This window comes from Arthrobacter sp. NtRootA1, assembly GCF_019976975.1.
Taxonomy (GTDB): Bacteria; Actinomycetota; Actinomycetes; order Actinomycetales; family Micrococcaceae; genus Arthrobacter; species Arthrobacter aromaticivorans.
On sequence record NZ_AP024630.1, the window covers coordinates 4633592 to 4660591 of the forward strand.

General features: G+C 62.2%; 20 protein-coding genes and 1 pseudogene. 11 read left to right on the forward strand and 10 right to left on the reverse strand.

Going from position 1 to position 27000, the window contains the following annotated elements:
- Both LDN90_RS21095 and LDN90_RS21100 read left to right on the forward strand, forming a co-directional pair.
- Entirely contained in the window at positions 1-384 is a 384-nt protein-coding gene (locus LDN90_RS21095) for a hypothetical protein (RefSeq protein ID WP_223947000.1), read from the forward strand.
- Positions 385-867, forward strand: coding sequence for an SRPBCC family protein (locus LDN90_RS21100; RefSeq protein ID WP_223947001.1), 483 nt, complete (start codon positions 385-387; stop codon positions 865-867).
- On the opposite strand, the gene LDN90_RS21105 is transcribed toward LDN90_RS21100, so the two are convergent.
- Positions 856-1530 carry a zf-HC2 domain-containing protein gene (locus LDN90_RS21105; RefSeq protein WP_223947002.1) on the reverse strand — a complete coding sequence of 225 codons (675 nt, stop codon included), beginning with the start codon at positions 1528-1530 and terminating at the stop codon, positions 856-858. The genes LDN90_RS21100 and LDN90_RS21105 overlap by 12 nt on opposite strands.
- On the reverse strand, positions 1527-2024 hold the full coding sequence (locus tag LDN90_RS21110) for a sigma-70 family RNA polymerase sigma factor (RefSeq protein ID WP_223947003.1): 498 nt from the start codon (positions 2022-2024) through the stop codon (positions 1527-1529). Before LDN90_RS21110 ends, LDN90_RS21105 begins: the two co-directional genes overlap by 4 nt.
- A gap of 161 nt (positions 2025-2185) precedes the next feature.
- On the opposite strand from LDN90_RS21110, the gene LDN90_RS21115 reads away from it, so the two are divergent.
- Entirely contained in the window at positions 2186-2734 is a 549-nt protein-coding gene (locus tag LDN90_RS21115; protein WP_223947004.1) for a hypothetical protein, read from the forward strand.
- Positions 2735-2878: 144 nt separating this feature from the next.
- Here the strand turns inward: LDN90_RS21115 and LDN90_RS21120 are convergent, their stop codons facing one another.
- Complete coding sequence (locus LDN90_RS21120) at positions 2879-3844, reverse strand: hypothetical protein (RefSeq protein WP_223947005.1); 966 nt, start codon at positions 3842-3844, stop codon at positions 2879-2881.
- A gap of 217 nt (positions 3845-4061) precedes the next feature.
- Positions 4062-4910 (reverse strand): hypothetical protein, encoded by an 849-nt coding sequence (locus tag LDN90_RS21125; protein ID WP_223947006.1) that lies wholly within the window; start codon positions 4908-4910, stop codon positions 4062-4064.
- Between the two features lie 165 nt (positions 4911-5075).
- Between LDN90_RS21125 and LDN90_RS21130 the strand changes: the two genes are divergently transcribed.
- Positions 5076-8525 carry a DEAD/DEAH box helicase gene (locus tag LDN90_RS21130; protein WP_223947007.1) on the forward strand — a complete coding sequence of 1150 codons (3450 nt, stop codon included), beginning with the start codon at positions 5076-5078 and terminating at the stop codon, positions 8523-8525.
- A 158-nt stretch (positions 8526-8683) separates the two neighbouring features.
- On the forward strand, positions 8684-10768 hold the full coding sequence (locus LDN90_RS21135; protein WP_223947008.1) for an FG-GAP-like repeat-containing protein: 2085 nt from the start codon (positions 8684-8686) through the stop codon (positions 10766-10768).
- A 15-nt stretch (positions 10769-10783) separates the two neighbouring features.
- On the opposite strand, the gene LDN90_RS21140 is transcribed toward LDN90_RS21135, so the two are convergent.
- Positions 10784-11962 (reverse strand): MFS transporter, encoded by a 1179-nt coding sequence (locus LDN90_RS21140; protein ID WP_223947009.1) that lies wholly within the window; start codon positions 11960-11962, stop codon positions 10784-10786.
- Positions 11959-12624 carry a GntR family transcriptional regulator gene (locus tag LDN90_RS21145; protein ID WP_223947010.1) on the reverse strand — a complete coding sequence of 222 codons (666 nt, stop codon included), beginning with the start codon at positions 12622-12624 and terminating at the stop codon, positions 11959-11961. Before LDN90_RS21145 ends, LDN90_RS21140 begins: the two co-directional genes overlap by 4 nt.
- A gap of 315 nt (positions 12625-12939) precedes the next feature.
- Here LDN90_RS21145 and LDN90_RS21150 point away from each other — a divergent pair, with 315 nt between their 5' ends.
- Positions 12940-16425 (forward strand): glycoside hydrolase, encoded by a 3486-nt coding sequence (locus LDN90_RS21150; protein ID WP_223947011.1) that lies wholly within the window; start codon positions 12940-12942, stop codon positions 16423-16425.
- A gap of 136 nt (positions 16426-16561) precedes the next feature.
- On the opposite strand, the pseudogene LDN90_RS21155 reads toward LDN90_RS21150, so the two are convergent.
- The 4 genes and pseudogenes from LDN90_RS21155 to LDN90_RS21170 form a co-directional block, all read right to left on the reverse strand.
- A pseudogene (locus tag LDN90_RS21155) lies at positions 16562-16786 on the reverse strand (GNAT family N-acetyltransferase); the annotation flags it as partial.
- Between the two features lie 67 nt (positions 16787-16853).
- Positions 16854-18740 (reverse strand): DUF2264 domain-containing protein, encoded by a 1887-nt coding sequence (locus tag LDN90_RS21160; RefSeq protein WP_223947012.1) that lies wholly within the window; start codon positions 18738-18740, stop codon positions 16854-16856.
- The gene (locus LDN90_RS21165) at positions 18740-19891 is read right to left on the reverse strand and encodes a LacI family DNA-binding transcriptional regulator (RefSeq protein ID WP_223947013.1); all 1152 of its coding nucleotides are present in this window, start codon (positions 19889-19891) and stop codon (positions 18740-18742) included. Before LDN90_RS21165 ends, LDN90_RS21160 begins: the two co-directional genes overlap by 1 nt.
- Complete coding sequence (locus LDN90_RS21170) at positions 19888-21828, reverse strand: heparinase II/III family protein (protein WP_223947014.1); 1941 nt, start codon at positions 21826-21828, stop codon at positions 19888-19890. The genes LDN90_RS21165 and LDN90_RS21170 overlap by 4 nt, the downstream gene beginning before the upstream one ends.
- Positions 21829-21993: 165 nt before the next feature.
- Between LDN90_RS21170 and LDN90_RS21175 the strand changes: the two genes are divergently transcribed.
- The 5 genes from LDN90_RS21175 to LDN90_RS21195 all read left to right on the forward strand — a co-directional run bounded on the left by LDN90_RS21175 (position 21994) and on the right by LDN90_RS21195 (position 27000).
- Positions 21994-23007: a hydroxyacid dehydrogenase gene (locus tag LDN90_RS21175; protein ID WP_223947015.1), complete on the forward strand. Its 1014-nt coding sequence runs from the start codon at positions 21994-21996 to the stop codon at positions 23005-23007.
- Between the two features lie 61 nt (positions 23008-23068).
- The gene (locus LDN90_RS21180; RefSeq protein ID WP_216926729.1) at positions 23069-24352 is read left to right on the forward strand and encodes a sugar ABC transporter substrate-binding protein; all 1284 of its coding nucleotides are present in this window, start codon (positions 23069-23071) and stop codon (positions 24350-24352) included.
- A gap of 103 nt (positions 24353-24455) precedes the next feature.
- A complete protein-coding gene (locus LDN90_RS21185) occupies positions 24456-25382 on the forward strand; it encodes a sugar ABC transporter permease (RefSeq protein WP_223947016.1) in 927 nt (308 codons plus the stop codon).
- On the forward strand, positions 25382-26314 hold the full coding sequence (locus LDN90_RS21190; protein WP_223947017.1) for a carbohydrate ABC transporter permease: 933 nt from the start codon (positions 25382-25384) through the stop codon (positions 26312-26314). The genes LDN90_RS21185 and LDN90_RS21190 overlap by 1 nt, the downstream gene beginning before the upstream one ends.
- Positions 26311-27000 carry a hypothetical protein gene (locus tag LDN90_RS21195; protein WP_223947018.1) on the forward strand — a complete coding sequence of 230 codons (690 nt, stop codon included), beginning with the start codon at positions 26311-26313 and terminating at the stop codon, positions 26998-27000. Before LDN90_RS21190 ends, LDN90_RS21195 begins: the two co-directional genes overlap by 4 nt.

Sequence of the window (27000 nt, forward strand, 5' to 3'; positions counted from 1 at the left end):
ATGAATTACCAGCCACCGGTTGAGTACCAGCATCGGTCCAGAACACCCGGTTTGGGTGCGGGCATCACGAGTATTGTTTCGGCTGTACTTTCGCCAGTGGCCGCGGTGGTCAGCATTCCCCTGGGCGTTGCGGCAGTCGCGTCCCAGATCAGCCGATACAACCAGGGAAATGATGCTTGGTGGATTGGCGCATTGGCCTTTGCCGCGCTTGCAGTTCTCTTGTCCATCGTGGCGATCGTCTGTGGGCTTGTTGCCGTCTTCCGTGCGGGGCGTATGAATGCTGGACGCGTTACCGGAATCATCGGCCTGGCGATCATGGCGGTCAACGTTTTTGGTGTTGCCTTCATGGTGCTCTTGGTGCTCGGTTCCGGGCAGGGGTCCTGAATGCCACAGGTTCGCGCTGAACGTTTTATCCGACTGGATGCCGAGACAGCCTTCGCACTTTCGCAGACCACTGGCGAATTCAGGCTCAGATGGGATCCGTTCATTTCAGCGCAAAGCTTCGTGGACGGAGCCAAGGCGGCCGGCAAGGGGGTACGTACACGAACCGTCTCCAGAATGGGGCTGAAGATGGTCAGTGAGTACGTCTCCTACACCCCGCCCCGCAATGTAGGAATGACCATGGTGTCCGGGCCTTGGTTCTTCGAGAACTTCGGCGGTGGCTGGCGGTTCACCCCCGACGACGGCGGCACTCGGGCAGTCTGGAAGTACACCTTTTCCTGCCGCCCGGCTGCGCTAAAGCCTTTGGCAGAGAAGATCGGGAGCTGGCTGTTGGGCCGCGAGATTGAACGGAGAATAGAGGCGTTTGCCCGGGCATGCGAGGACCCGGCCCTCGTAGCAGAGGTGCGGGCAAACCTACGGGACTGAAATCGACGCCACTGTCTTTTCATCCTCATCCCGGAGCTCCACACCGGCTATGCCGCCAAGCTGCACGGGCGTAGCACCTGTGATCTTGATGCGACCACTCGGCGTCGCCGTCCAGCCGCAGGTACGCTCTTCCGCTCCGTCCCTGCCCTTCACCCACAAGTAAAGAGTTCCTTCGAGCGGCATGCTCTTGCCCTCCACCTCAAGCTCCGTGCCCCAGGTCTTCTTCACCATGCCCACTGTCAGTTGCAGGCCTGTTTCAGCCTGTACAGAGTAGCTGGCATCGGGTTTCGGTGGCTGGTTCAAGAGTGGACCGGCAAGGAATCCAAGTGCCAGGCACGCCGCGGCGACTGCCCCCACCAAACCCGCCCACCGGCGTCGTGATTTCTTCCTACGAGCCGAAAGGTCAACCAGGATCTTCTGCGGCAGTGCTTCCCGGCCCGGTGCCAATGGTGCCAGGGCACCGGCGGTACCCGTCGCGGTGAGAGCGACGGCGTCGGAGGCAGGAACGGCGTCGAGCAGCGCGGGGAGGCTTTCCAACTCCTCAAGTTCGCGCCGGCACGCAGCACATCCGGCGAGGTGCTCTTCAAAGGTGCGAGCCTCCTCGGAGTCGAGCCCGCCCAGCAGGTAGGCGCCCAGCAGTTGGTGGACGGGATTGCCGTTCATCGTTCCACCCCCATTTCATCAAGGATCGTTCGGAGGGCTTTCACAGCATAGAAAGCCCGGGATTTCACAGTGCCGGCAGGGATGTTCAGCTGCAGTGCTGCCTCACTGACGGTGAACCGCTGGTAGTGCAGGGCAACAAGGACCTCGCGGTGTTCGTGGCTGAGCCGCAGGAGCGCCTCTTCCATAAGGACTCGGTTCAGGAGCTCATCAACGCGTTCCGTCGCAACATGGTCTGGAAGGTCGTGCTCGCCAGCCTCGACAGGGCGACGCTGTGACTTCCGATAGTTGTCGATGATGACGTTGCGGGCAGTCCGGAAGAGGTAGCTGCGCAGGCTGCCTGTAATCTGCGGCGCGTGCTGCCACACCTTGAGGATGGTCTCCTGCACGACGTCGTCGGCCTGGTGCGTGTCCGAGATGCAGCTGAGCACAAAGCGTTTCAGGGCCACGCCGTGATCGCGGTAGATTGCCGCAACGACGTCCTCGTCCAACGGCATAGCCACCTCCTTCGCTGTGTTTCCCGCTGCCCTACCCTGCCCTACCCCCATACGACGCCACGCGCGGGGAAAAGGTTCAGTTGCTTGAACCATTCTTCCCCTGCTGGCGTCGTAGGGGTTAGCGCCGACCCATCCCGGCCGGCCCGTCAAAGGAGCTAAACATGAGAAATAGACTCAGCGTTGGACTCGGCGCCGTGGTTTTCGCCGTGGCTCTTGCCGGTTGCGCCGGAAGCCCCGGGACAAGCACCTCGTCCTCTGCCGCGCCCACAGCCGCCACTTCCTCTACGGCCCCTACGTCTATGTCGCCAAGCACGGATGCCATGTCCAGCCCGGCGGCGGCGGGCGCAGAGATGAAAGTAGCGTCATCCAGCTCCGGGCAGATCGTTGTGGACAGCAAGGGCATGAGCCTGTACTTCTTCACCAAGGACGTCAAGGACTCAGGAACCAGCGCATGCACCGGCGCCTGCCTCACGGCTTGGCCCGTTTTCACGACGACGTCGGACAAGCCAACCGTTGACGGCGTCAGCGGCACCGTGGGAACCATAGCGACCCCTGACGGGAAGAAGCAGGTCACCCTCAACGGCATGCCGCTGTACTACTACGCCAAGGACAAGGCTCCGGGCGATGTCAACGGCCAGGGCGTGATGAACGTCTGGTACCTGGTAAGCCCCAGCGGCGAGATGATCAAGGGCGCTGCAGCCGGCTACTGACGGCTTCATTTTCGGGCTCGTTCACCGGGTTCGCGCGAATCCTGCCATTTCGTAGGGAAGTTTCCCTACGAGTGTGACGGGTTCCCGCGAATCCTGCCATTTCGTAGGGAAGTTTCCCTACGAGTGTGACGGGTTCCCGCGAACTCAGCCCTGCGGGGGTGAAGCCCGCAACGCTCGAAGGATGCGCTCTTTGAACGCGCGCTCTTGAAAGAGGTCCTTCCATTCGATCCTGATGAACCGCCAGCCTTCCTCGATGAGGGCTTTCTCCCGGCGCCGTTCTTCAAAGATGACCTCGTCGGTGGGTTTGAAGTCGAAGTACTTGGTCCGTCCATCGAATTCCAATGCCAGCTTTTCCTCCTTCCATGCGAAGTCCATGCGATAGAGACCTACGCGGGACTGGACCTCGTATTGTGGCTGTGGAGGTTTGATTCGCAGCCTTTGTATGAGGTTGCGGGTCATCGTTTCCCCGGCGGACTCAGAGCTGGGGTCCGCGTTGTCCAGAGCTTTCCGAAGGGTTCGGACACCTCGTTTTCCCGCGGATGCGGCTGCCATGCGGGCCAACAGGGTGGCGTCGGCACCCAGCCGCAGGCCGTGGTCCATGATCACCAGTGCTTTGGGGTAGCTGAGCATCATGGCACAGTCGGCTATGGTGCGCTCCAGCGTTGTCGCCCGTAGTCCCCTAACTGTGGCGACGTCGTCTTCATCGCAGATTCCCGTGTGTCCCCGAACGTCCATGCCCCACCGATCCGACGAAGGCCTGGAGGGGTGCAGGATGTGGACTTTGTCGTCCACACCCCACACGAAAAGACCGTGAAGTCGTGCAGCCGAAAGGTGGCTGTAGACGAAGCCACCCGTAGACGTGGTGAGTGTGCCATGGGCGTGTGCGATGATCCGCTCCATGGCCTGCCTCCGAGGACCCTGCGCTTGCCACGTACTGGACCTTATATAGCAGCCATACCTCATTCGGTGCAGTTGGCCGGCATCTACCAATGCCTTGATGCTTCGGCTGCTGTGCCCAAAGCGAAGCAATTCGTCGGTCCGCCACATGTAACCACGCTCAGGCAAGGCGCGGACGGACATGGGTGCGGGTGCGTTGGATTCTATTTCCATCGGTTCAGGATGGCCGCGGCGCCTTGAGTGACGTAAGGGGATGGCCGGCCTATGTGGACATCCGACCAGCGAAACCGCGGAAACAGTGCGAACTCGCGGGAAGGTTCCCCGGGCTGTCGCAGTTTTCCGGCGATGTCGTGGCAAGGGCGGGACGGCAGGCACCCGAACAGCGGGGTCCAGCCCGCAAAGGTTGCCTGCCGTCCAGCCCTGGAGAAGGCTACGCGTCCGCGAACTCGTCCGACTCTTCGAACTCCACCGCCGCGATGATTTCCTTGGTCTCCGGGTGGATCATGAAGGCTTCCTCGTCGTCCTCCACCATGATGTAGTCGCCGTGGTCGGTGGAGAAGTGCCAGGCGAGGGTCTTCACGCCGTCGTGCTCGTAGTTGGGGTCTCCCATGGTGATCTTCTGCAGCGCGTAGCCTGCCACATCGCACAGCTCTCGGATGATGACCTCGAACTCAGGAGCGTTTGCCAGGGCTTCTTCGTCTGCTTCGGCCTGGCGCTCGGCAAGGTCCGGAATCAGGGCAACGCGCTTGGCAATGTGTGCTTCCAACTCGTCGTCGGAGAGAACCAACAGCCCGGGCTGGTTCCGGAGGTAAGCGGCGTTGAGGTCGATGATGTCCTCTTCCTCCAGCAACGCTTCAAACTCGCCATCGAGCTCATCCAGGACAACAACTGCCTCGAGAGGCGCTTCGGAATCGTCCAGCTCGCCGTCGAGGTAGGCCTCGGCGTCGTCCTCACTCAACGCATCAAAGGCTGCAGCGGTGCGGTTGAACAGGTCCAGGTGCCGGGTGGCGCCCATGCCTTCCAGACCGGCACGCACGTAGGCGTCCACCTCTTCACGTTCCGGGGCGGTGAACACGTACTGGGCAAATCCCCCGGCCAACGCCTGGGTCAGGTAGAAATCAACAAAGTAGCTGTTGAGCGCAGGGGTCGAGATTTCGTCGCTGTTGAGGAGCTCCGCATACATCTGGTTCACGACGTTGACGTTGGAATCCACAACATCCGCATTGCCTGCTTCGAAGCTGGTCTTGCTCAGGACGACGGGGTATTCGTTGGTAGTCATGGGAAATCCTCACTGCTAAAAGCTGTTGGTGCTCCGGACCCTTTCAACGTACGCGCGGGAGCGGCGCGGCAATCGAGGTAGAGGTTAACAGAGGGCGAAGTTTGGGAGCCGTTTTCTGCTGACTAAGATTGAGCAGATAACCTCCTGCCGAAAGTAGCCCGACGCATGCCGTCCCACACAGACGAAACCTGGGAACTGGCCATTCAGACTCCTGCCATAAACGACCGCTCCTTGGCGGCCGGATTGGCCTATGCCATGGGCAGCCGCGTGAGCGGAATTTCGTTCGATTCGGCCACCGGCCTCTTGCTTGGCAAGGTCCGCGGCACCGGTCCGCAACCATATTCGACGTCGGCAAAGCTGGTTCGCAAGCCCAGCGGCTGGAGCTGCACAGTAGGTATTTGCAGCTGCCCTGTTCGCAAGGACTGCAAGCACGTGGCCGCCTTGCTTTTCACCGCTGAAGACCACCCCACCATCCGTGCCCAGCTCCTGTCCCAGGCTCCCGGGATCCAGACCTCGCGCCTTGGTTCCTCCGAGCAGGGCGGTTCGGCGCGGCCGGCTTGGGAGCAAGCCCTCAACAGGCTCATCGCGAAGCCGGGCACTGCGCCGAGCACTGCCGGCATTCCACTCGCCCTGCAGTTCGAGGTTGAGGAACCGGCAGCCCACTTCTCCTACACAGGCCGCCGCGACCCCATGCGCAGTGTCCGGCAACTCAAGGCACGGCCCGTGATGATGGGCGCCAAGGGCAAGTGGATCCGCGGCGACGTCTCCTGGAACAACCTCAGCTACATCAGTTTCCGCCGCGAGTTCAATGAGGCACACGTCGAGTGGCTTCAGACTTTCCTCGCTGCCCATGGTTCCAGTAATGGTCGCCAGCAACCGTCGGGCGCCATGTGGTTAAGCCTGAATGATTTCGCTGCCAAGAACCTCTGGACCCTTCTCGCCGACGCTACAAAAGCCGGCATTCCGCTGATTCACGCCGCTGGTAGCGAGCCCGTCCACGTCGAGACCCAACCCGCCGTCGTCGGACTCAGCTTGGCGCGCCTTGAAGCGCAGGGCGCCGAAGACGGAATGAAAACGCCCGACGGCGGCCTGCAGCTTGCGCCGTCGGTTGCGGTGGGCGGTGAGCAGATTGATGCCGGAACTGTGGGCTTCCTGGGCAAGCCCGCGTACGGGATCTTCTTCACGCATTCCGGCGTCGAAGCCCTGCCCGGGGTGCCGCAGCAGAACAACCTGATCACGCTCGCCCCGATTGAGGGCGGTATCAGTGACGAACTGCTCGAGTTTGTCACTGAGGGCGAGACGCTTCTGATTCCGGCCGAAGATGAGAGCCGCTTCCTGACCTCGTTCTACCCGAAGCTGCGGCAGTCGACGCCCGTCAAGGCAGTGGATGAATCCGTGGAACTGCCAACTCTGGCGGTCCCGACGCTCTCTCTGCTCGCCAATTACGGCACTGATCACAAGGTGCGCCTGCACTGGGAATGGCACTACAAGTCCGGCACGTTGGTCACCGCGCAGCCCTTGTGGCGGCACCCGGATGACCGTGGCTACCGAGATGACGTCGAGGAAGCTCGGATCCTGGATTCGATCGGTCGGCCGTGGGACGTGGTTCCGGCGTTGGCGGAATCCGCTACCGGCGGCTGGGGCGCTCCGCGGCTCGCGGCCTCGGCTGAGCTTTCCGGTCTGGACACGCTGGCTTTCACCGAGGAGATCCTGCCGACACTCAAGGACCTGCCCGACGTCGTCGTAGAGACCTCGGGCGACATCGCTGATTACCGCGAGGCCGCCGAAGCTCCCGTCGTTTCCATCTCCACGAAGGAAACGGCGAGCGGCGACTGGTTCGATCTCGGCATCGTCATCACCCTCGAAGGCGAGCCCGTCTCGTTCGCCGCCGTGTTCTCCGCCCTCGCTGCCGGCATGAGCCGCATGCTGTTGCCCAGCGGCGCCTACTTCTCCCTCGACCTGCCTGAGCTGCACCAGCTGCGCGCACTGATCGACGAAGCCAGGTCCCTGCAGGACAACCCGGATAACAAGGACGGCACCCTGCAGATCAGCCGATTCCAGGCCGGGCTCTGGGATGAGCTCGCGCAACTCGGCATCGTTGACGAGCAGGCCGCCGCGTGGCGTGAGGCCGTGGGCGGATTGCTCGACGACGGCGTGACCGGGCTACCGCTGCCGGCGGGCCTTAACGCCGAGCTGCGTCCGTATCAGCTTGACGGTTTCAACTGGCTCAGCTTCCTGTTCAAGCACAGCCTGGGGGGCGTGCTGGCCGATGACATGGGCCTGGGCAAGACTGTGCAGGCGATCGCGCTGATCTGTGCGGCCAAGGAGTTGGCTGCGGCTGTGGCACCCGATTCCTCGGCCGGGCTGACACCCCGCGCTCCGTTCCTGGTGGTTGCGCCCACCAGCGTGGTGAGCAACTGGGCCGCGGAAGCGCAACGCTTCGCTCCAGGGCTTGTGGTGCGGACCGTCGGTGAAACCTTTGCCAAGAACGGGCTGTCACCTGTCGACGCGTTGGCGGGTGCCGACGTCGTTATTACCTCCTATGCGCTGTTCCGCATTGATTACGATGCCTACGCATCGTTCCAGTGGGCTGGGCTCATGCTGGACGAGGCGCAGTTCGTGAAGAACCACCAATCCAAGGCCTACCAGTGCGCGCGCAAGCTGCCGGCCCGGTTCAAACTGGCCATCACGGGTACTCCGCTGGAGAACAACCTCATGGAGTTCTGGGCACTGACGTCGATCGTGGCGCCCGGCCTGTTCCCGAGTCCCAAGCGGTTCGCGGAAAACTACCAGAAGCCGGTGGAGAAGAACGGTGACTCGGCGCAGCTGGCCAAGCTCCGGCGTCGTGTCCGTCCGCTGATGATGCGCCGCACCAAAGAACAGGTCATCAAGGACTTGCCGCCTAAGCAGGAACAGGTCCTTGAGGTCGTGCTGAACCCGCGGCATCAGAAGGTTTACCAGACGCACCTCCAGCGCGAGCGGCAGAAGATCCTTGGACTGATCGACGACGTCAACAAAAACCGTTTCACGATCTTCCAGTCCTTGACGTTGCTGCGTCAGCTGAGCCTGGATGCGTCGTTGGTGGATTCGTCGTTGTCAGGAGTGCGCTCGTCCAAGCTCGATGTGCTGTTCGAACAGTTGGAGGATTTGATCTCCGAGGGCCACCGGGCCCTGATCTTCAGCCAGTTCACCGGATTCCTGGGCAAGGTTCGGGAGCGTTTGGATGCCGAGGGCGTGGAGTATTGCTACCTCGATGGCAGCACCCGCAACCGCGGGGATGTGGTGAGCGAGTTCAAGAACGGTGCCGCGCCGGTGTTCCTGATTTCGCTGAAAGCCGGTGGCTTCGGGCTCAACCTCACTGAGGCGGATTACGTGTTCTTGCTGGATCCATGGTGGAACCCGGCGTCCGAGGCTCAGGCCGTGGACCGGACGCACCGCATTGGGCAGGCCCGCAACGTGATGGTCTACCGGTTGGTTGCGAAGGACACCATCGAAGAGAAGGTAATGGCGTTGAAGGCCAAGAAGTCGCAGCTGTTCGCGGATGTGATGGAAGGCGATGCCCTCGCTGGCGGCTCGTTGACCGCGGAGGACCTGGCGGCGCTGTTCGCGGAGTAGTCGCTGACTGGCTATAGACTCTCCTTTGGACCAAGAATGTGGTCGCTGGCACATTAATAGGGGGAGCCGCAGTGACCACTCTGCCGTTTTCGACGCATGAACATTTGAGGGCCCGTTCGAAGGGACTCCTACGGACTCTTTCCGCTACGCTGCTTGCCGTGAGCCTGACGGCCGCCGCTCTGTTCGGAATGGCCTCGCCGGCGCAGGCGGACGTGCGAATCGCAGACATCGTGACAGGCAGCGGGCCGGACACCACCGTAGTGAACCCAGTGACGAACAAAATCTACGTCTCGCATCTGGGCAGCCCCTACATCTTGGTGGTTGATGGGGCCACCAATGTTGCTACAAACATCCCGCTCCCCGGTCTGGCTACAGGCCTGGCCATCAATACTGTCACCAACACGGTCTATGCATCCGTGAACGGAACAATCCTTGCCATCGACGGCGCAAGCAAAGCTGTCGCCGTTGTGTACTCGGGCCCTGGTGTTGGGAAATTGTTGGTCAACGAGACGACCAACCAGATCTTCGCCCGAGGCGGCGGACCCGACAGTGTTCTCATTTTCGACGCCGCCACTAAGGCAAGCGCGACAGTGGCGGTGGGAACCTACTCGTCCGACATGGCCCTGAATCCTGTCACTAACAAGGCGTATGTAACGGATGCGGACAGCAACACAGTTTTCGTCGTCGACGGGACCCGTAAAACGTCGATTCCAGTGGCGGTAGGGGAGCGACCTATTCACGTTGCCGTGAACTCCGCCACCAACAAGATCTATGTGAGCAATGAGCAAAACAGCCTCAGTAGCGGATACATCGTTAACGTCATTGACGGCGTCACCAACACCATTACTGATATTGGCATTACTGACGCACCTGGTGACCTTGCAGTAAACAAGAAAACCAACAAGGTCTACATTTCCACGGGTGCCTACTACCTGTCCGAATTGGACGGGGCAACGAACAAGGTCAAGAGATTCCAGTACGGCGACTTCCTTGATTCCCCCGTCAGCCTGGTGGTCAACGAAACCACCAACAAGGTCTACGGCGTCATTGAAAACCGCGGCAAGCTGATAGTACTTCGCGCCGGCACGGGCACCACGGAGATCATCCAAGTCGGCAACTGGCCCAAGGTAGCGGCCGTAAACGAGGCGACGAACAGGACCTACGTCGCAAACCAGAGCGGCGGCACACTTTCAGTCATCGACGGCGCTGACGCTCCTCCGGCATTTACGGCAAGCCAGCCTCCGGTAGCGGCAACGGTAGGCTCGGCCTACAAATACACCTTCCAAGCGAAGGGCTCTCCAGCACCTAAATTCTCTGTCTACGCGGGCACGTTGCCTCCAGGCCTGACCCTGGACAAGCAGACCGGCGTTCTTTCCGGAATCGCCAACAAGGCCGGAACCTACAAGGTCCAGGTCGCCGCCACCAACGGAGTGAGCCCCTCGGCTTTCACGAAGTGGTTTTCGATTACCGTGAACCCTGCCAAGAACGACTTCACTTCCGACGGGAAGGCCGACACGCTGGCCCGCGATGCAGCAGGCACCCTGTGGCTTTATCCCGGTGACACCGGCGGGCACTTCCTGCCACGAATCCAGGTGGGGTCGGGCTGGAATGTAATGACCTCCTTGGTGGCTCCCGGCGACCTGAACGGCGACGGCAAAGCGGACGTCCTGGCACGCGATACGGCAGGTGTCCTGTGGCTCTACCCGGGCAACGGCTACGGTGAATGGTTCCCGCGATTGCAAGTAGGCGCCGGGTGGAACGTCATGACCTCAATAGTTGGCCCCGGCGATTTCAACGGCGACGGCAAACACGACATCCTGGCCAGAGACTCCGCGGGAGTTCTGTGGCTCTACCCCGGCAACGGAACCGGAGGCTGGCTAGCCCGCACCCCGGTCGGATCAGGCTGGAATGCCATGGACAAGATCGTCGGCCCCGGCGATTTCAATGGTGACGGCAACCATGACGTTATCGCCGCCGACCCCGCAGGCGCTTTGTGGCTCTACCCCGGCAACGGCAGGGCTGGCTGGCTCCCTCGAGTACAGGTGGGCTCGGGCTGGGACTACATGACCGGCGTCGTAGGTCCGGGCGACTTCAACAGCAACTTCCCGCCGGACGGCACCGCGGATCTCCTGGCCCGCGACAAGGACGGCATCCTCTGGCACTACCCCGGTGACGGCAGGGGCGGTTGGTTGCCCCGATTCGCAGTGGGGTGGGGCTGGGGTGTCATGACGGCGGTTCTGTAATCGAACCACGGGGATCTAGTCGTCCAGGCTTACCCCGCGCAGCAACAGCATGGTTCCGCCCACGGCCACAGCGGACGCCAGGAACACCCCCGCCGCGCCGAGCCCTACCGCCACGACGCCGATTGCGCTTGGCAGGACCACCTGTCCCACCCTGTTGCCGGCGAGCCTCAAAGCCAGAGCACGGCCGCGTTGGCCTTCGGGTGCTTGGGCGGAGAGCCATGACATGGTCAGCGGCTGGCCGATTCCCAGGCCCAGGCCCAGGAATGCCATGACGATGAACAGCAGCCACACGGGCATAGGGATGGCGGCGACGGCCAGCGAAGCCGTTGAGACGATGAGGCTCAGGACGAGCACCCGCATCCGCCCAAGCTTTCTGGAGACGCGTCCGAGGCCGAGCCGGGACACCATCGAAAACATTGCCCGGACAGCCAGCATCAGGCCTACGGTTGCCGCCGTGATCCCCCGTTCGGCGCCCAGGGCCGGGAGGTAGACCACTGTCAGGTCGACCACAGCCAGCACCGTTGCACTTGTAGCCAACGCCCTGACGACGCCCGGGGTTTTGAGCAGTGAGACAGCACTGCCCTTACTTCGTTGAGCGCCCTTCGCCACCCGCTTCCGCCTACTGACGCGGGAGGACACAACGAACGTCGCGAGGAAAAGAACTAGGCTCATGCCAACGGACAAAATGAAAATTGCCTGCGTGTTGGGGCGTACCGATGCCCCGCCAACCAGCGAAATAGCCAAAGGACCAAGGGCCTGACCAAGCGAGGCTGCGAACGTCAGGTATCCGAAGGCTGAATCAAGCCGCGTCGATTCCGCATTATTAGCGACCACGGCCTGCTGACCCACGACGCACGCCAACTGACCCGCGCCGAGCAGCGCTGTGCCGGCGATCAGTGCCGCTACCGACGTCCCCCAGAACAGCAGGAACGCAGAACAAGCGAGGACGACGGCGGACCCCACCGCCATGAGCCGACGCTCACCCAACCGGTCCACCAAGGAACCGATAGGCAGGGCAAGCAGCAACGGGAAGACCGCATAACTGGCAGCGAGGACCCCAAGTGCGAACGCGGGAACGTCGAGTTCGAGTGCCCGATAAGTAGCAGCTGGACGGACGAGGAACGTCACTGCCTGGATAAGGGCCGAATGCAGCAGGAGAGCCGTGGACGAGCGCCAACCGAGTTCGCCGATCATTCGGCTACGAGCCCCTGGCCAGCAATGGCCCGTAGAGTCTCATCCCGGGCGGCTATGACGTGGTCGAAAGCGATCTTCGCCGCCTTATCAGGCTCCTTGGAAGCTATGGCCTCCACCAGCACTCGATGATCGGCAAGAGCCTCCTCACGACGATCGGGCGAGTTGTTGGTGAAATGCCGATAGCGCTCCACCTGGCTCGATATCTGATCGTGGAAGCGCCGGGCCCAGGAGTTGCCGGCGATCCTGGCAATAGCAGCGTGCAGTGTCACTCCATACTTCATGGCTTCTTCCGCAAACCCGACCATGGCGGCGTTGCGCTCGAGGATCCCGTGAAGTTCCTCGATATCGGCGGGAGTGGCCCGGGCGCAAGCTTCGCGTGCCATCAATGACTCCAATGCAGCACGCACATCGTAGAGCTCGGAAATCACTTGTTCGTCCAGCGGCGGAACCACCACTCCCCCGGTGGCTTGCTGTTCCAGGAGGCTCTCCGAAATCAACCGCCGGATGGCTTCCCGTAGAGGCGTGCGGCTGACTTGCAGCGCAGCGGCCATAGCGGGTTCGTAGATGCGCTCGCCCGGTTTGAGCTCGAGGCTAAGGATGCGCCGTTTGAGTTCGCTGTAGACCAGGTAGGCCCCGGTGTTCCGCGGTTGTGTGTCTGCCATCGCTACCTTGGCTAGAAAATGTGTACTTGTATACATCTATACATTGCACGCGGAGCCAAAGCAACGCGGGGTCATTTACGGCCCATGTTCTCGGCATTAACCGGCCGGAAGTGACCCCGCGTTGCAGTCGAGGGCGACCACTTCTGACCAATCGCGACCGAGGCTGTTCGAGTGCCTTGTGACTCCCCCGGCGCCCTCATAGTCTCGGCTTGCCTGGCGGCGACGGAAGCCGGGCAAAAAGCACCCACCTACAACACCGAAACCCGACGATGAGGTCCTCCTATGGCGTTTACCCCGCGAAGATTCCGAAAGCCAGTGGCCGTACTGGCCGCAGCTGCCACGGCGGCAGCGAGCCTTGCTCTGGTGCCCGCAACAGCACCGCAAGCCCACGCAGATGACGCAACCGCCGTCACCATCACTCCGAACCCCGCCAGCCGCGGCGAAGCGTTCGAAGGCTGGGGAACCAGCCTCGTCTGGTTCGCGAATGCGACCGCGGGTTACTCTCCCGAGCTGCGTGAGGAGCTGTACCAGAAGGTCTTCAGCGAGGACGGGCTCAACCTCAATATCGCCCGCTACAACGTGGGTGGTGGGAACGCTTCGGACGTTGCCAACTACCTCAACGACGGCAGCGCCGTAGAGGGATGGTGGAAACCGGTCCCAGAAGCTCAACCCGGCCAGCCGGCGTCGAACCTTTACAACCCTGACGGAACCGTTGACAAGACGCAGGCCAACAAGCTGGCCTTCCTCAACGCGTGGGACCCGGACGATCCCGCCTCCTACAACCCCGACGCAGACCAGAACCAGCGTTGGTGGGTGGAGCGGCTCGCCCAAGATCAGCAGATTACCCATTGGGAAGCCTTCAGCAACTCCCCGCCTTGGTTCATGACAAAAAGCGGCTACGTCTCCGGCCAGGTCAACACCAACAAGGGTGAGAACCTCCTGCCGGAAGCGGAAGGCAAGTTCGCCGCATACATGAGGCACGCTGTAGAACTCCTTGAAAAGGGCAGTGGAATCACCGTTGACACCATCGATCCGTTCAACGAACCCAACTCCGGTTACTGGGGCACGGACATCAACGCCACCACCGGCAAGCCGCCCACGACGTACACGCAGAAGCAGGAAGGTTCGCTGATCTATCCAGCCGCCCAGGACCGCGTCACCAAGCTTTTGGCTGCCGAACTCACGAAAGGCAGCACAGGCGCGGTCATCTCCGCGATGGACGAGACTGACCCCACCAAGTTCATGACCAACTGGAACGGCTACAGCCAGGAAGCCAAGGACGCCGTCTCGCAGCTCAACGTCCATACCTACGGGACCAATGACCGCCGCCGGGTCCGCGACCTGGCCAGCTCCACCGACAAGCCGCTGTGGATGAGCGAGGTAGGCGGGTTCTGGACCGGCAACCCGGCGCTCGGCGATTCCACCAGCGGTTGGGACCGCTCCAACATCACCAACGGTCTGGGCATCGCGAGCCGCATGGTCAACGATCTCCGCGAGCTGGATCCCAACGCCTGGGTCTTCTGGCAGCCGGTGGAGGACACGTATAAGCAGGAGAAGGCCGACAAAGGCTGGGGTTCCATCTACGTCGATTTCGACTGCAACTACGCTGGCCGTGAGGGCTATTCCAACCGCCGGCTCAATGACGGCGCTACCTTGGATGCAGCCAAGTGCAAGGTGCTGACCAACCAGAAGTACAACACCACCCGGAACTTCACTCACTACATCCGACCGGGCGACTTCCTCGTCCCGAACGACAACGCCAAGACCGCAAGCGCCCTCCGTGCGGACGGCACTGGAGCCACTCTGGTCCACTTCAATGACACCGCGACCCCGGAAAAGGTCACCATCGATCTCAGTCGCTTCGGGTCCATCGCGCCAGACGCCAAGGTCACCCCCGTGGTCACCACGAAGTCCCCGTTGGACGACATCGAGAAGAACGCCCTTGTGAAAGGCGAGCCTGTCGCCGTCGATACCTCGGCTAAGGCCGCGACACTCGAGGTGCCTGCAGCGTCCGTGGTGACGTTCGTCGTCGACGGCGTCAGCGGGGTATCGGACGATGCGGCACCTGTGCGCGACGGCCACAGCTACCACCTCACCGGTGAGGCTAGCGGCAAGTACCTTCAGGGTGGCGCGAACGGTGCGGTGTCAATCGAGGAGCTAGGTGTGGACGCTGCGGGCGTTGCTCCGCAGATCTGGACTTTCAACGCTGTGAATGCTGACGACGAGTTCGCGAATGACCGCCGATGGGTCCTGACCAACAAGGAGGGACGGGTGCTCACGGGCAGTGGTGGAGTCATGAATGGCAGCCAATCGGGTGCTGCTTCGCTTGCCTCCCTGTCACTCGAACAGGCTAAGGCGACCCCTTCCGCACAGTGGACTGTGACCACGGAGAACGGGAAGCAATGGACCTTGGTGAACGCCGGCGCCGCGATTGCCTTGCAGGTTTCCGGCAACCAGACCGCCGCCGGTACGGGTGTGGCGTTGGCTTCGTCTTCGGGGACTACGGCTACTGCTTCAGCAAGCCCCCACCAGGCCTGGGCGTTCACGGACATCGCCGATTTGAAGCTCCTCGGTGTTTCCCCGATTGACGTGAGCACGCCTGTTGGCGCCCTGCCTGTCCTGCCAGCCACCGTCGTTCCGGTTTACGAGGCAGGTCCGGGCAGGCCGCTGCCTGTTACGTGGACCTCCGTTGATCCGACTGCCTGGCAGAAGGCAGGGAAAGTGACTTTGTATGGTTTCGGCGTCGATCCCTACGGGCAGGCGTTCGAGGCTGTTTTGACCGTGACAGTGGGCACTTACGCCGCGACGGATCCTGTCTCGGCGACTGTGGGTGTTGGATCGTCTGTTGCGGCCGTTCAGGCTGCCGCTCCAACCAGCGTCCCCGGTCAGATCGCCGACGGTCCAGCGCGGAATCCCCTTGCGGTGACGTGGAACTGGGCCTCGCTTTCTGAGTCCGCACTTCAGTCCGTTGGTGCCGTGAGCGTTTCGGGCACCGCTGGCGGACTCCCCGCAACACTGACTGTGATTGTGGTGGACCGGGTTCTTTCCGTGAACATCTGCAAGGACGATCCCGGCACATCAGTCACCGCCAGCTACACCGAGGGCTCCTACATCGCCAGGAACACCTGCGATACCAACACCTCAACGCGCTGGTCCAACTGGGTGAGTGGTGGCCGCAACGGCGACTCCCTCAGCTACTCATTCAGCCGCGACTACACCGTTTCTTCAGTGACCGTCACGTCTGCGGAGAAGGCCGCGCAGAGCCTCAATGTGCAGTACCAGGATGCAACGGGAGCGTGGAAGGACACGTCTGCGGGGGCAGTTACGGGGCTTTCCATTACTGCACACGCTACCGTTTCCTTCGATCCGGTCACCACACGCGCCATCCGCGTCTCATTCGTGACCACGGGCTCCTACACCAAGGTGGCCGAGGTTGCGATTGCCGGGTCCCGCTTGGCAGATGCCGGGCTGGCGGACCTTGGGCGCCTCCTCGTCAACCAGGCATCCGTGGTTGGTTTCGGCCCGGCAACCACCGGCTACAGTGCGCTGACGGCGACGGCGACTCCCGCCGTCGCTGGCTACCCATTGGATACGAACGCCAAGGTGACGGTCCAGCAGCCCACAGCTGAAAGCCCGACGGCGGTAGTCACCGTGACCGCGCCGGACGGGACCGTGAAGGAATATCGTGTGACGATTTCGACCGGGAAGGAGGCGTGCAAGGACGATGGGTGGAAGCGGAGTCCCTCGCCTGTGTTTGCAAACCAGGGGCAGTGCGTGAGCAGCTTCGCGGCGGGGATGTAAGCTCCTCTTCGCCTCGATCTCGGGTCTCCTCCAATTGCGTGTTGGAGGAGACCCGAGGGCCTAAATGCAATAAGGACGTCGTAACTCACCGTCCTGGTCCTGAGCCGTCCCGGACTCGCTAGCCACGCTCCCATCGCTACGGGGTAGTCGTAGAGACTTTGAGCAGGCCTGAACGTTCCAGAATCGGGCGGGAGAATTCGGTCGAGTCGCTGTGGATGAGCGTCTTGCCCATGTTGAGCGCGGATTGGGCACGGCGGGCAGTGAGTGCACGGTAGATCGCCCGGCCGCGCCATTCTTCGAGCGTCGCACCGCCCCAGACCCCGGCAAAGCTCGTGCCGGGGACGGGCTCAAGGCGCCCCGCACCCTAGGTAGTCAACCGCTTCGATGGCTTGCTGCACACCATGCCGCGCGCAACGTCGAATGCGCAGCTAAGCCCCGAAACGGGCGAGGGCCTCGGCGGAGATGCGGGTGCCATCGGGAAACTCGAAGCGGCCTCCGGCATACCTGACCCCGGCATCCGGCGAATGACCTCCCTCACCGGCGAGAATCACGACGGCGGCGTAGTCGCCGTCGTGCGCCGGGCCGGAGGTTCCCACCCAGGGGATGGTCAGTTCAGAACCCATCGGGTGCGCGCCGGGCCGGACGAACGTCCCGGACTCCACCAAAGCAGAGCCGAACCCGGGCACTTCCCGGACGGAGCTCACCATGGAAGAACCAGCATCCACCGGCCACCCGCCGATCCGCAGTGAAGCTCCGGAGGACCCCGCGCCCTCAATGCGAACCAGCCGCAGCTCAACGGCACCACGCGTTGCGGAAACCACAGTCACAACGGGACCAGGAGTCGCCGTCCCGGAGACGCCGCTGCCGTGATCGGGCCCGGCGGCGGGATCGGGCTCGATCCAATTGGCCGTGAAACGCGAAGCCCCCACCTGCACGCCGTCCACGGAACCCGACCCCAGGTACTCGAACCCCGTCCGATGCGTCTGCCCACGCTCGGGATCAACAAAGACTACGCCGTTATCCAGAGACTCAGAGGTGAGGTCCGGGAATGTGTGCGTGGAGTAGCCAAGCCGCGCATACAAGGGCGAGTCGGCCGCGGCAACCCCAACGTTTGCGTGATCCGTCGCGTGGTTCCGGATCCGCACTACCCCGTCTGCCTGGGTCCCATCCATCTGCCAGCCGGGCGCCGATATCAGCCGTTGTGTGTCGCCAAGCTCAACGGGCAAAGGTGCTTCAACGGACGTCCACACGGCATGGTCCGCCGGCAACGCGAGCCCAAGCATCCCCTTCGCGGCCCAGTATGGAGAACCGGCACCAGAGTACGCCTGCTTCATTCCAGCGAACTCGTCATGCCAACCGATCGAGAGAAGCCCATCTGAAGTGATGGAGCCATGGCGCGCGAAGTAATCTAGCATCCCCGAGGCAGCACGACGAGCCAGGCCCGGGGCCAAACGGGTGTGGCCGGACAGCTCCCCCACCCAGAATGGGGCGGCTGCGGCGAACCGATAGATCAAGCTGCGGCCCTGGATGAGAGGAGCCCCGTTGGCACCAACAAGATAGGCAGCGTCGTCGAGGAAATCAGCCAGCCGATCGCCGTCGACTTTCTTCCTGGCCGCAACCCGCGGATCGTTAGGCGCCATGAGCGCCCACAGCTGCGGGTAGACCTGGAAAGCCCAGCCGACGTAGTGGTCGTAGGCGCGTTCGTGACCGTCGGCGAACCAACCACCGCCCCGATACAGCGAGTCATGGATGGCGAGGCCAGCGTCGATGTCCTCGTCGGAGTAGTGTCCGCCAACTGAGGCCAGGAAGGTCTCCACCACAATCTGGAACCACACCCAGTTGATGGGTGGATATTCCTCGCCAATCACCGTCTCGAACCAGGCGATGAGCTGCTCCTGCACGCGGTGCGGCAGCTTGTCCCACAGCACGTCGCGGGTCAGCGCCAAGCCAACAGCCAACGACGCCGCCTCCACCTTCGCCTGCCCCAGCTCACCAGGCGTCGGCCACCGGTCGGGGTTCGCGGGGTTGGTCCCGGCATCGAGACCTTGCGCGTACCAGTCTGCGATCCAGCCCGTGTTCAACGGGTCACCCGCAATCCGGAACGACGCCAACAGGAACGTCCGGGCAAAGGCCTCCAGCGAATCACTCCGCGGACCGTACCGGCTGTTGGCCCCGGGCAGGTAGATATTGGCGTGGTCATCGGTCCCAAAACGCTGTGCGGAGCGGAGTAGATAGTCGGCATACGCGGTCCAGTGGGAACGGGTGAGGCCGGTGTGCGGCGAGAGGGAAAAGTCCGGCGGCGGCAATACGAGCATTAGAGGGAATCCTCCAGTGCAGCATCGGCGCGCAATCGCGGGGCACCAACGGATGACTCCCGCACAATCAGCTCTGGATTCAGGTCAATTCGATGCACGGGTCGCATCCTTCCTTCGGACAGGCGGGCAGCCATGAGCTGCACCGCTACCTTGCCGACATAGCTTTTTGGGGGCCGCACCGCAGAGATGGCAGGCTCAGCCAGGTAGGCCACTTCGTCGTCGTATCCCACAATCGCCATGCTGCCGGGAACGTCCACGCCCCGATCCACACAGTGCTGCACAAAAGCAACCGCTTGAGTGTCCGAGTGGACCAGCATGGCGGTAGTTCCGCTGGACTCGCACAGTTCCAGGACACGATCAAAGTGCTTGGCCCGATCGCCGTTGTCCAGCTTGGCCGAGTCCTCATGGATGGACTTGTCCAGCGGAATTTTCAGCGCAGCCAGGGCCTGCTTCCAGCCCCGGACCACGTGCGGACTGGTGGGGCTGGTGGAATCCGTGAGGCAGCCGATCTTCCGGTGGCCTTCCTGCCAGAGATGCCGTACGGCCATCCCGGCGCCGAATGCGTGATCGGTGGCCACCCATTCGAGCTTGTGGGCAGGGATCTCGGACGGGGCGCGGCGTTCGGCCAGGATCACCGGAATCGGCAGGGCGTTGAGCCACCGGAGCAGTTCCTTGCCATGCTCCCCACCCATGTCCGGAGCGACAATGAGCCCATCGATGTTTTGGGTGTCAAGCAACGCTTGGACCTGGCGGCGGTTGTCGTCGGCATCATAGGCCGAGCCGCGGACCACGATCCTGAGGTTTTGGGCCTCCGCTTCGCCACGCGCGCCACTGATGACCTGCGGCCAGTAGTAGTCCAGCGACGGAACCACCATGCCAATCGAGTAACTGTGTGACGACGCCCGCCCCGCCACCACGGAGCGATCCAGGGGACTCGGCAGCGTGGCGCCTCCATGCACCCGGGACACGAGTCCTTCGTCAGCCAGGATGTTCACATCGCGGCGGATAGTCAGCTCGCTGACGCCCAATTTCGCGGCTATGTCCCTGACTGTGATGGCTCCATGCGCACGCAATTCGTCCATCAGCCGTTCACGACGTTGCAAGGAGAACAGCGATTTGCCGCCCGCTTCCGGGGTCTGTTCGGAACTCATGAATTTTCCTCCAGGGTGAGCGTAAACACGCCTGCAGCGTGGTTTTCATAGGGCATTCGGAAACGCAGCCGGGTAAGTTTTTCGCCCCAGATGTCGCTGAGGAGCGGATCGTCCAGGTGCCATTCGTCCACCAGCACGACGGCGGTGGCCGGCTTCCAGCGCAAGTGCAGTCCTTTGGTGCTGCTGACTGTGGGAATCCCGACGGGGGTGACAGTCGCCGTCGCATCGTCACCGACGCGGACGGTGCCGGCGAGAAGGTAGGTGATGTCGACGTCGTGCGTTCCTTCAGGCGGGGGCGACGGAAGGTTCCAGCGGTCATCAATGACTACAGATCCCGTCTTGTGGTTCAGGAGCGAAGTGCGGATCCATTGCTCGGGGTGGTCCAGTCCGTACGCAGTACCGAGGCCGAGCGCAAGGGTAGGTTCCTCGGATGTGGGCGCCTGAAGGACTGTAGCCGCGAACTCCTGGCCGGTCCCCTGTTCCAAACCAAACGGTGCGGGGACGCTGTGCCACCCGCTCTGCATGGCCCGAATGCCGTAGCGATCGGGGCCGAACGTCTTGGCCGTGTAGGTGGGCTGGCCGGCGTCCACCAGCAGCGGGATGCCATCCACTGCCACCACAACCGAGCCGACGTCCCGGTGGTTGTGGTGCTCGCCGTTGTGTCCACCTTTAGCCGCAAGGGTGAGCCCCTCTGTAGACCCGGGAGTTTGCCGGGCCACCATGATCTGGACCGACGGCAGCCACGTCCCCCAACTAAGTCGCAGTTGTGCGCGTTTTGAGGGCTCTAAACGCGCTGTGCTGCTACTTAGTTGGGCGAGGACGCGGCCCAGTCCGGATGCGGCGTTGGGTTCGGGCGCGGCATCCATGAAGGTTGCGGCGAAGGCGGCAGCGTCGGAGTCCCCGAGACGGACGGCCCAGCGGTGGAGCATGTCCCAGGGGAGTCCCTGTTGGGCGCGGGCTGGTCCGTCGGCGACGTTGAGGAACCAGCTGCCACCGAGGTGCATGCGGTGCGGGAACGCCACCAGTTCGCGGATAATGGGAAGATCCGGGTTGAGAACGCCTGCCGTAGCCTCCTCCAACAGCGCAAGCCCTTCCAGTGCGCGGCCCGCCCCATTCCACCAGTACGCAAAGCCTTCGTCGATCGCGCCGTCCGCCGGAACGGAAGCGAGGAAGCGGTCCAATCCCTCGATGCAGCGGCCCACGGCCTGCGCCTGCAACTGAGCATCTTCCACCAGCAACAGCGCGGCCACGATGATGTTCGAGTGGATCCACGGATTCCAGTTGTGCACGTCCCCATTGAGGCCTAGCCAATGCCAGTCAAGCCGGTCCAGGAACGGCCGGATCACGCGCTCGTGTGTCTCGAATCGGATGCGTTTCCGCAGGCCCGGGGCCCGCTCATCCAGTGCATCGCCGAGCACCAGATCCAACCACGCAAGCTGGGCAACAACCTCGCCTGCACCCAGGTCCAAGTACGGACGGGTGGGGTCTGGGACCACGTCGCCGGTACGGGTAAACACGTCGTCGTGCGCCGCCCAGCTCCACGAGCTTTGCTCGCACAGCAGGTACGCGCCATCGATCACTTCATCAAGCCAGTCAGGCTCTTGGGAGACAGCGGCCATCACGACGGCGCGGGTCAGCCGCTGCTGCCTTCGCGCCACGAGTCCCTCATAAGCCGTGCGATTTCCGTTGCGGAAGTAGCGGGCGTAATGCGAAACGAGCGGTTGGGGCCAAGCCGTGCCCTTCTCCTCGACAGCTTCCGTGGCCAGCTGCCCAAGTGACGCCAACTTCAAGTGCTGCCACCCGGCGTCGGACGCTGGACGAACCGTCAGGCGCTCCCGGGCGCCGCGTAGGATTCGGGCCAAAGATGGGGCGTCGGTCTTGCCGGACCATTCGGCGAGCAGAGGTGGCGCTACGACGGCAGCGTTGCCGGTTGCCATAGGGATTCTTCTCTCATTTGTTCGAGTCTGAATGTTTTAGATCAATCTCGATTGAGTTGAATGAACTGTCTTGTTCATGAGTATGTACTGATTATTAGATGTGATGCAACACATAAATGTCCGGTCGAACAGGCCGGCTGAAATTCCGAAGGGAGGATCCCCTCAATGTCGCTCAAGCCCCAGGCACTGCTGGTCATGAATAGCGGAACCTTTGCTGACCAGTTCGATTCAGCGCGACTGGAGCGGCTGGCGGGACTCGTCGATCTTGGTGAAAATCCCTGGACCGATTCCCTTGACGCACCCGGGCTCGCAGGGCGGTTGGAGGAGGTGGAGATCCTTCTCACCAGCTGGGGCGTTCCGCGCCTGAACGCTGAGCGTTTGGAACTCATGCCTAAACTTCGGGCTGTTTTCCACTGTGCAGGAACCGTCAGAAGCTTTGTCAGCGACGAACTGTGGGACCGCGGAATCACCGTCACCAACGGGGCCGATGCCAATGCGATCCCGGTGGCCGAATTCACGTTTGCCTCGATCGTCCTGGCAGGTAAGAAGGCTCACGTCCTGGCCAACGATGCCCGCACCTTCCGCGAGGACTGGAGCTACATCACCGGCCGCGGTGAAGTGGGCAACATCGGCCGTGTGGTGGGTGTCATTGGCTTTTCACGAATCGGACGCCGGGTGGTGCAACTGGTCCAGCAACTCCAGGGTGTCACCTGCCTTGTCAGTGATCCGTACGCCGATCCCCGCGAGGTAGCTGCGGCCGGCGGCAGGTTAGTACACCTTGACGAGCTCCTGCCAGTGTCCGACGTCGTCAGTATCCACGCGCCCGCGCTGCCGGAAACGCGGAACATGATCAGCACGGCAGAACTGCAGTCCATGAAAGACCACGCGACGCTCATCAACACCGCACGTGGCTCACTGGTGGACACCGCAGCGCTGGAAAAAGAGTGTGCCACTGGAAGAATCACTGCCCTCCTGGACGTCACAGAGCCAGAACCGCTCCCGGCGGACTCACGACTGTATGACCTCCCCAACGTGATCATCACACCCCACATTGCTGGCTCCCTCGGGACCGAAACCAGACGGATGTCCGATGCCGCGTTGGACGACCTTGAACGATATCTCGCCGGCAAGGACCTCCTCGCCCAAGTAGTACATGACGACCTTGGCCTCAGCGCCTAGGCCCTCCCACCCCGGAGCCGCAGCTGCGGCAGACCTAAACACCCCACTAAGGAGAAACGCAATGAAGCGCACAACCCTCGCCGCAATCGCCCTGGCGGTGACAGCAGGGCTCGGACTCACCGGCTGTGCCGGCGCCGCTGGTCCTGCTGAACCCAAGGCGGCCGAAGGCAAGACCCGCCTTACCGTCTCCGTCTGGAACTACGAGGGCACCCCGGAGTTCAAGGCACTGTTTGATGGCTACGAGGCCGCCAACCCCAACGTGGACATTGAACCCGTAGACATCCTGGCTGACGATTACCCCCAGAAGGTCACCACCATGCTGGCCGGGGGCGACACCACTGACGTCCTCACCATGAAGAACGTCATCGACTACTCCCGCTACGCCAACAACGGCCAACTGCAGGAAATCAACGGTGTGGTGGACAAGGTTGGCAAGGACAAACTGGCTGGCCTGGACGCATTCGACATGGACGGCAAATACTTCGCCGCCCCCTACCGCCAGGACTTCTGGCTCCTGTACTACAACAAAGACCTCTTCAAGGCTGCGGGTGTCGATGACCCGAAGGACCTGACGTGGGACCAGTACACGGCATTGGCCAAGAAGCTCACCACAACCGGCGCTGACGGCAAGAAGGTGTATGGAACCTACCACCACATCTGGCGTTCCGTGGTGGAAGCGATCTCCGCAGCGCAGAACGGCAAGGACCAGACCAGCGGCGACTACGGCTACTTCGAAGATCAGTACAACACCGCCCTGGACCTGCAGAAGTCCGGCGCCACCTTGGACTACGGCACAGCCAAGAGCCAGAAGACCAGCTACCGCACCATGTTCGAAACGGGCCAGACAGCCATGATGCCCATGGGCACCTGGTACATCGCCGGCATCCTCCAGGCCAAGAAGGACGGCAAGACCAACGTCAACTGGGGCTTGGCTCCCATGCCGCAAAAGAACGACGACGGCAAGGTCACCACATTCGGCTCCCCCACAGCCTTCGCTGTGAACAAGAACGCTGTACATTCCGATGAAGCCAAGAAGTTCATTGAATGGGCAGCCGGCGAAGAGGGCGCCAAGGCCATCTCCAAGATCGGCGTAGTCCCTGCCCTGCAGGACGACGCTGTCAAGGACGCCTACTTCAAACTCGACGGCATGCCCACGGACGATCTCTCCAAGAAGGCTTTCACCCCGGACGCCACTGCTCTGGAAATGCCCGTCAGCGACAAATCCGCCGCAACGGACAAGGTCCTCAACCAGGAGCACGACCTGATCATGGTCGGCGAAAAGTCTGTGACAGATGGCATCGCTGAGATGGGCAAGCGCGTCAAAAGCGAAGTCCTCGGTCAATAGCCTCCCGGGTTCCGGTACCGCCCCATTACGCGGTACCGGGACCGGACCCTGAACTCTCCTGATCCTGAAATGGAGGAACGCTTCCGCCCCGGGAGCGGTCATCATGACTACAGAAACAATCACCCAGGTGCCTGCCCCCGTGCACAGCCGCGGCAACAGGAAGCAAGCAAGGCGGAATACGCTGATCGGCTGGACGTTCATCCTTCCGAACTTCCTTGGATTCCTGGCCTTCACCCTCATTCCCGTTGTGGCGGCTTTTGCCCTCTCCTTCATGGAATGGACCTCGTTCAGCGCCCCCAAATGGGTTGGCCTGGCCAACTTCCAGCGCATGTTCGCCAGCGACTCCTTCTGGATCGCCTTGCGCAACACAGTGGTCTATGCTCTTGGCCACGTCCCGCTCACCATGGCGCTCGCCCTCATTCTGGCGATGCTGTTGAACCGAAAGCTCAAAGGCATCGGCTTCTTCCGGGTGGCGATCTTCTTCCCGTACATCACCTCCCTGGTGGCTGTCGCGGTCGTCTGGAACATGCTCTTCAGCCCGGACAGCGGACCCATCAACCAGTTCCTCCACTCGATTGGCATCGCCAACGCGCCCGGTTGGACCTCCAGCTCCGACTGGGCACTGCCGGCAGTGATTATCACCAGCGTGTGGCGCGACATGGGCTATTACATGGTGCTGTACCTGGCCGGCCTGCAAGCCATCCCTACCGAGCTGTACGAAGCAGCCGAAGTTGACGGCGCCAGCGCCTGGCAGCGCTTCTGGAACGTCACCATTCCGTCCTTGCGCCCCACCACCTTCTTTGTGGTGGTCATGCTGACCGTCTCCAGCTTCAAGGTGTTCGACCTGATCGTGGTCATGACCGGTGGTGGTCCCGGACGGTCCACTACCGTGCTGTCCCAGCTCATCTACCAGGAAGGCATCGGCGAAGGAAAGTTCGGCTACTCCTCGGCCATCTCGCTGGTCCTGTTCATCATCGTGTTGACGGTCACCGTCCTGCAATTCAAGATCCAACAGCGGAGGGAACGCTGATGACCAACATGGCCGAAGACCTCAAAGCCGAGGCTCCATTCCTCGGTACCAGGATCACGGAAGCTGCGGAAGACCGCCGTCGTACTGACCGCAAGCGCTCCCCGCGCGAGCAGAAGAAGCGCACCGCGAACGTAATTATCTACGGCGTGCTCGTGGTCCTGGTGGTGGCGCTCATGGTGCCCTTCATCTGGATGCTCTCCTCGTCGTTGAAGGAGAACAACCAGGTCCTGACCGTCCCCATCCAGTGGATTCCCTCCGAATTCGTGTGGAGCAATTACACGGATATCTGGACCCGCATCCCCATGATGGGTTACCTGCAGAACTCGCTGTACCTCGCAGTGGTCATCACGTGCCTCCAGGTCCTCACGGGCTCACTCGCCGCCTACGGATTCTCGAAAGTCCGCTTTCCCGGACGCGACGTGCTGTTTCTCTGCTACATCGGCACCATCGCCGTTCCGTGGCAGGCCTACATGGTGCCGCAGTACATCATGATGCAGCAGCTCGGCCTTACGAACAGCTTCAACGCCCTGATCCTGCTGCAGGCCTTCGGCGCGTTCGGGGTGTTCCTGATGCGCCAGTACTACATGACCATCCCGGATGAACTTTGCGAAGCTGCCCGCATCGATGGCCTGAGCGAGTACGGCATCTGGGCCCGCGTTATCCTCCCGCTGTCCAAGCCCGCCCTCGCCAGCCTGGCCCTGCTCACGTTCGTGAACACGTGGAACGACTACATGGGCCCATTCATCTACCTCACGTCCAACCGGCTCTGGACCGTACAGCTGGGCCTGCGTTCCTTCGTGGGCCAGTTCGACGCCGAATACGCCATGATCATGACCGGTTCCGTGATCTCGGTAATCCCGATCCTCATCATCTTCCTCATCGGACAGCGCTACTTCATCCAGGGCATCGCGACGAGCGGGATGAAGGGATGAGTACCTTGCGCGCTCCCCGGCGCTGGACCGGGCCAGGATTCGAAACCTTCGGAAGCATCTTCGGGTTCATTTACACCTTCCTGGCCGGAAACGTCCTGCTCGCGGTGGCCAACGCGCCACTGGTGCTCTGCCTCGCGTTGGTTGCAGACCCCGCGGCCGCATGGCCGTTCTTCCTGGCGCTCTCGGTCACCATAGCCCCATCGCTCGCCGGCATTTTCACTGCCTTCAAGGCGTTGAACGACGACGGCGGCGCGGTCATGCCGGTTGCCGCGTTCCTTCGGGGATACAAGCGCAGCTTCACTCGTTCCGCGCCTTTGGGTTTGGGCGCGGTGGCGCTGCTGTTGTTCCTGGGAGTGGACCTGGCCATTATCCAGTCCATGCCAGCTGCAGTTCTGGTACCGCTGATCGTCGTAGTAGCCGCCGTAACGGTGAGCCTGGCCGTTACGGCGATTGCCGGCGTCGTACTTTTGCCCGAAGCGAAGCTCAAAAGCATCCTCAAGGCCTCGTTGTTTCTAGTGATTCAGCGCTGGTACCTGAGCCTGGCCATGCTGGTCCTGCTGGGAATCATCGTGTCCGCGGCCGTGCTCCAACCAGTCCTGGGCATCGCACTGGCGCCCGCGCCGCTGCTGTTCGTGATCTGGAGCAACGCCTCCTACGCTTTCCACGCCGTGCTGCGCGCGGCATAG

Bases quoted from the DNA above. Each gene is read 5' to 3' on its own strand.
- LDN90_RS21095 (WP_223947000.1), top strand. From the start codon at position 1: ATGAATTACCAGCCACCGGTTGAGTACCAGCATCGGTCCAGAACACCC.
- LDN90_RS21100 (WP_223947001.1), top strand. From the start codon at position 385: ATGCCACAGGTTCGCGCTGAACGTTTTATCCGACTGGATGCCGAGACA.
- LDN90_RS21105 (WP_223947002.1), bottom strand. From the start codon at position 1,530: ATGAACGGCAATCCCGTCCACCAACTGCTGGGCGCCTACCTGCTGGGC.
- LDN90_RS21110 (WP_223947003.1), bottom strand. From the start codon at position 2,024: ATGCCGTTGGACGAGGACGTCGTTGCGGCAATCTACCGCGATCACGGC.
- LDN90_RS21115 (WP_223947004.1), top strand. From the start codon at position 2,186: ATGAGAAATAGACTCAGCGTTGGACTCGGCGCCGTGGTTTTCGCCGTG.
- LDN90_RS21120 (WP_223947005.1), bottom strand. From the start codon at position 3,844: ATGGAAATAGAATCCAACGCACCCGCACCCATGTCCGTCCGCGCCTTG.
- LDN90_RS21125 (WP_223947006.1), bottom strand. From the start codon at position 4,910: ATGACTACCAACGAATACCCCGTCGTCCTGAGCAAGACCAGCTTCGAA.
- LDN90_RS21130 (WP_223947007.1), top strand. From the start codon at position 5,076: ATGCCGTCCCACACAGACGAAACCTGGGAACTGGCCATTCAGACTCCT.
- LDN90_RS21140 (WP_223947009.1), bottom strand. From the start codon at position 11,962: ATGATCGGCGAACTCGGTTGGCGCTCGTCCACGGCTCTCCTGCTGCAT.
- LDN90_RS21145 (WP_223947010.1), bottom strand. From the start codon at position 12,624: ATGGCAGACACACAACCGCGGAACACCGGGGCCTACCTGGTCTACAGC.
- LDN90_RS21160 (WP_223947012.1), bottom strand. From the start codon at position 18,740: ATGCTCGTATTGCCGCCGCCGGACTTTTCCCTCTCGCCGCACACCGGC.
- LDN90_RS21165 (WP_223947013.1), bottom strand. From the start codon at position 19,891: ATGAGTTCCGAACAGACCCCGGAAGCGGGCGGCAAATCGCTGTTCTCC.
- LDN90_RS21170 (WP_223947014.1), bottom strand. From the start codon at position 21,828: ATGGCAACCGGCAACGCTGCCGTCGTAGCGCCACCTCTGCTCGCCGAA.
- LDN90_RS21175 (WP_223947015.1), top strand. From the start codon at position 21,994: ATGTCGCTCAAGCCCCAGGCACTGCTGGTCATGAATAGCGGAACCTTT.
- LDN90_RS21180 (WP_216926729.1), top strand. From the start codon at position 23,069: ATGAAGCGCACAACCCTCGCCGCAATCGCCCTGGCGGTGACAGCAGGG.
- LDN90_RS21185 (WP_223947016.1), top strand. From the start codon at position 24,456: ATGACTACAGAAACAATCACCCAGGTGCCTGCCCCCGTGCACAGCCGC.
- LDN90_RS21190 (WP_223947017.1), top strand. From the start codon at position 25,382: ATGACCAACATGGCCGAAGACCTCAAAGCCGAGGCTCCATTCCTCGGT.
- LDN90_RS21195 (WP_223947018.1), top strand. From the start codon at position 26,311: ATGAGTACCTTGCGCGCTCCCCGGCGCTGGACCGGGCCAGGATTCGAA.